The sequence below is a fragment of the Cecembia lonarensis LW9 genome (assembly GCF_000298295.1).
In the GTDB taxonomy this organism is placed as follows: domain Bacteria; phylum Bacteroidota; class Bacteroidia; order Cytophagales; family Cyclobacteriaceae; genus Cecembia; species Cecembia lonarensis.
The window spans coordinates 1-3,019 of the sequence record NZ_AMGM01000162.1 but is presented as its reverse complement, the minus strand read 5'-3'; the positions used below and the strand labels follow the sequence as shown (position 1 = coordinate 3,019).

Sequence of the window (3,019 nt, the reverse complement as noted above, 5' to 3'; positions counted from 1 at the left end):
ACAAAAGCTGCGCTTTTGCATATTAACCACCGATACACGCAGATGAACACGGATAAAAGCTGCGCTTTTGGAAATTAACCACGGAAATTGTCCCACGAGGTGGGGGATGTGAGTCATTGTTCAATCCGCCGGGGCGGATTCAACCCCATTCTTCACTCTTAATTCATCATTCTTCACTACCATTCTCTCCGTGGTTCTCTGTGCCTTCTCCGTGGCCCTCGGTGTAACAAAAGCCAAGCGCAGCGTCTCTTAGATTTCTCTCTTCGTTCCCCGCCTGAACGGTACGGGCAGGCCCGCCTGAACGGTACGGGCAGGGAAATGACAAGGTGAAGCCTTTGACACTAGAAACCCTTTTATGTATATGAACCCCTTAACCCTCTTTTAATGGTTCCAACAATTCCACCAAGCTCCAACCTGACACTTGTCCGCTACGCCACAGGCGCAAAAGCATGGCCGAACCATGACAACTCGACAACAATATTACCCTCAAAGATTAATCCACTAAAAACTATTAATTTGAGATTGGCAAAATTACCTTAGCATTTAATTGATCGTTGACAACAGGATAATTAAATGAAAAAACTTTTAAGTATTGTCTTGTTTTTAAGTGCTTTTCCTGTCTTTTCCCAAATGGTGCCGGCAGGATTCCCGGTGCTGGAAGAAGCCTTACGAAGGAAAGAGTTGCTGGGCGAACTGCAAATGGGGACGGCCATGATGCACCGCCCCTTACAGCTGCCCTGGTCTGAAAGTTTTATTTTCCCTGATTCCTGGAATCCTTTTTACCTGGGGCAAACCTTCTCCGTGGATTTAGAGGATTCCATTTCAAAAAACAACTATTTCGGGGTGCTTCCCATGCGCAATTTTTTCCGTTTTTCGCCTGAAAGGCCCTATGGACAGGCTCCGGGTATGTTAAGGCCTGCGGTTGGTGCCCAAAACCTCCTTTCTGGAGGGGTGGAGTTTCGCTGGAAAATGCTGCATGCTTTTGTGCAACCGGAATGGTACGTAGCTGAAAACAGGAATTTTGATGGTTTTCCATTAAGTTTTCCTGCCCGTGTCAACTCCCTGAGGCAAAGTCTTTGGAACAGGGGTGATATGCCCGAGGTTTTTTCTCAGGGTCCGTCATCTGCATTTCACTGGGGGAACAGCAAGTTGGCCCTTCAATGGGGGGCTTTTGAATGGGCGGTCAGCTCCCAGCAGCTTTGGTGGGGTCCTGGACAGTTTAATGCCTTGATGTTCAGTCATGCAGGTCAGAGTTTTCCCCATATCAGTTTCAATACCTGGAAGCCTGCCAAAACCTTTTTAGGGGATTTTTCGGGACAAATCCTTATAGGGAGGTTGGAAGATTTGGAAAAACAGCCTTCTCAGATCAATGAATTAAATGCCAATTTCCGGCCGGGACTTCCTCAGAATGATTGGCGGTACCTCAATGCGCTGATGCTCACTTATCAGCCAAAATGGTTGTCCCAGTTGACGATTGGATTTACCAGAAGTTTTCAGCAGTATGAGAGCAGAAGGCCAAGGACATTTAACGGATGGCTGCCTGTATTAGAACCCTTTCAGAAGCGGAGGGTGTTTGATGAAGACAATATCCGCTTTAGCGATGACCGGGAAATAGATCAACAGGCCACAGTATTTGCGCGCTATGTGATCCCAAAAGCCCAAATGGAATTATATTTTGAATTTGGAAAAAGGGACCACAACTTGGATTGGCGGGAATTTATACTCAATCCAGAACATGCCAGGGCATATTTGATGGGTTTTCAAAAACTTTTCGCCACTGCAGATCCTGGAAAAGTATGGCAATTGCGGGGGGAAATGCTACAGGGATCAAACAGTATCAATCGTCTGACCCGGTATGGGGGAAATGTTGTTTCAGGCTGGCATACGCATGGAAGGCTCAATGGCTTCAGACATCAGGGGCAGCTTTTGGGTTTGGGCAGGGGTATAGGAACCAATGTACAGACCCTTGAGTTTTCCAGGGTTCATGGCCTGGACAAGTGGGGTTTTTTATTGGAGAGGGTAGAAAATCATCAGGATTTTTTTTGGGCAGCTTTTGAAGAGCAGGAAGGGGCACAGCCCTGGATGGATCTTTCCGGTGCTTTTTTGTGGACAAAGGTGATGGGACCTTTGCTTTTGGATGTGCGCTTGCAGGGAATTTGGGGGTATAATTACCAGTGGAAAGGTAACCTGCCCCAAAAAGCGTATATCCCTAACCGTTTGGACTTTTTGACCCAGGCACATCTGTATTATTTATTCTAATATCACCCCTTAAACCCCTTAAACTCTCAATGGTTCAACGTTTAATGGTTCAGTTGGCTCTGAAGTATTTCGGAGGGTTTATGGGTTCATCGTTAACTGTTAACGGGTTAATGGTTAACAATTTGGGGTTTATGGTTTTGAAAATATTTTAGACGATCTTAAGAGGTACCCCCCTCAGCGCATGCTGCTTTCCCGATGCTCTGAAATTCGACTTCCCACTTCAAAAATCGGTCCTTCAGACCTCGGGTTCAATTTGATTGTACCTTATTCCCAGGGCTTCACCCTGGGCTGTCACAGAGCGGCCCTTCAGGCCTTTTCGGAAATTCTTCTTAATGAAATTCTTAAAACCTTAACTCCTTAATGGTTTTCTCTGTATTCTTAATAGACCTCTCCTTCGTCGAGGTGACAAGGAAAGGCTTCTGTCACTAGCTAACCTTGTATGTAAAGGAACCATTATTCACTCTTAATTCATCATTCTACATTCTCTTCCCCCCATTCTTCACTCTTCATTCATCATTTTACATTCTCTTCCCTCCATTCTTCACTCTTAATTCATCATTCTACATTCTCTTCCCCCCATTCTTCATTCATCATTCATCATTCTACATTCTCTTCCCTCCATTCCTCACTCTTCATTCATCATTCTACATTCCAAACCCTACTTTTTACTTTTGCCTTTTTACTTGGCTCTTATTCCCCCACTCTTAATGAATACCTTAAACTCCTTAACTTCTTAATGGTTCAAAAGATCTCCCCTCGT

1 protein-coding gene is annotated in these 3,019 nt (G+C 45.1%); it reads left to right on the top strand.

Going from position 1 to position 3,019, the window contains the following annotated elements; translation table 11 throughout:
- The first annotated feature begins 573 nt into the window (after window positions 1–573).
- Window positions 574–2,259: a capsule assembly Wzi family protein gene (locus tag B879_RS20495; protein ID WP_009187144.1), complete on the top strand. Its 1,686-nt coding sequence runs from the start codon at window positions 574–576 to the stop codon at window positions 2,257–2,259.
- The last annotated feature ends 760 nt before the right edge of the window (window positions 2,260–3,019 follow it).

Coding starts and splice junctions, on each gene's coding strand:
- B879_RS20495 (WP_009187144.1), top strand. CDS start 574: ATGAAAAAACTTTTAAGTATTGTCTTGTTTTTAAGTGCTTTTCCTGTC.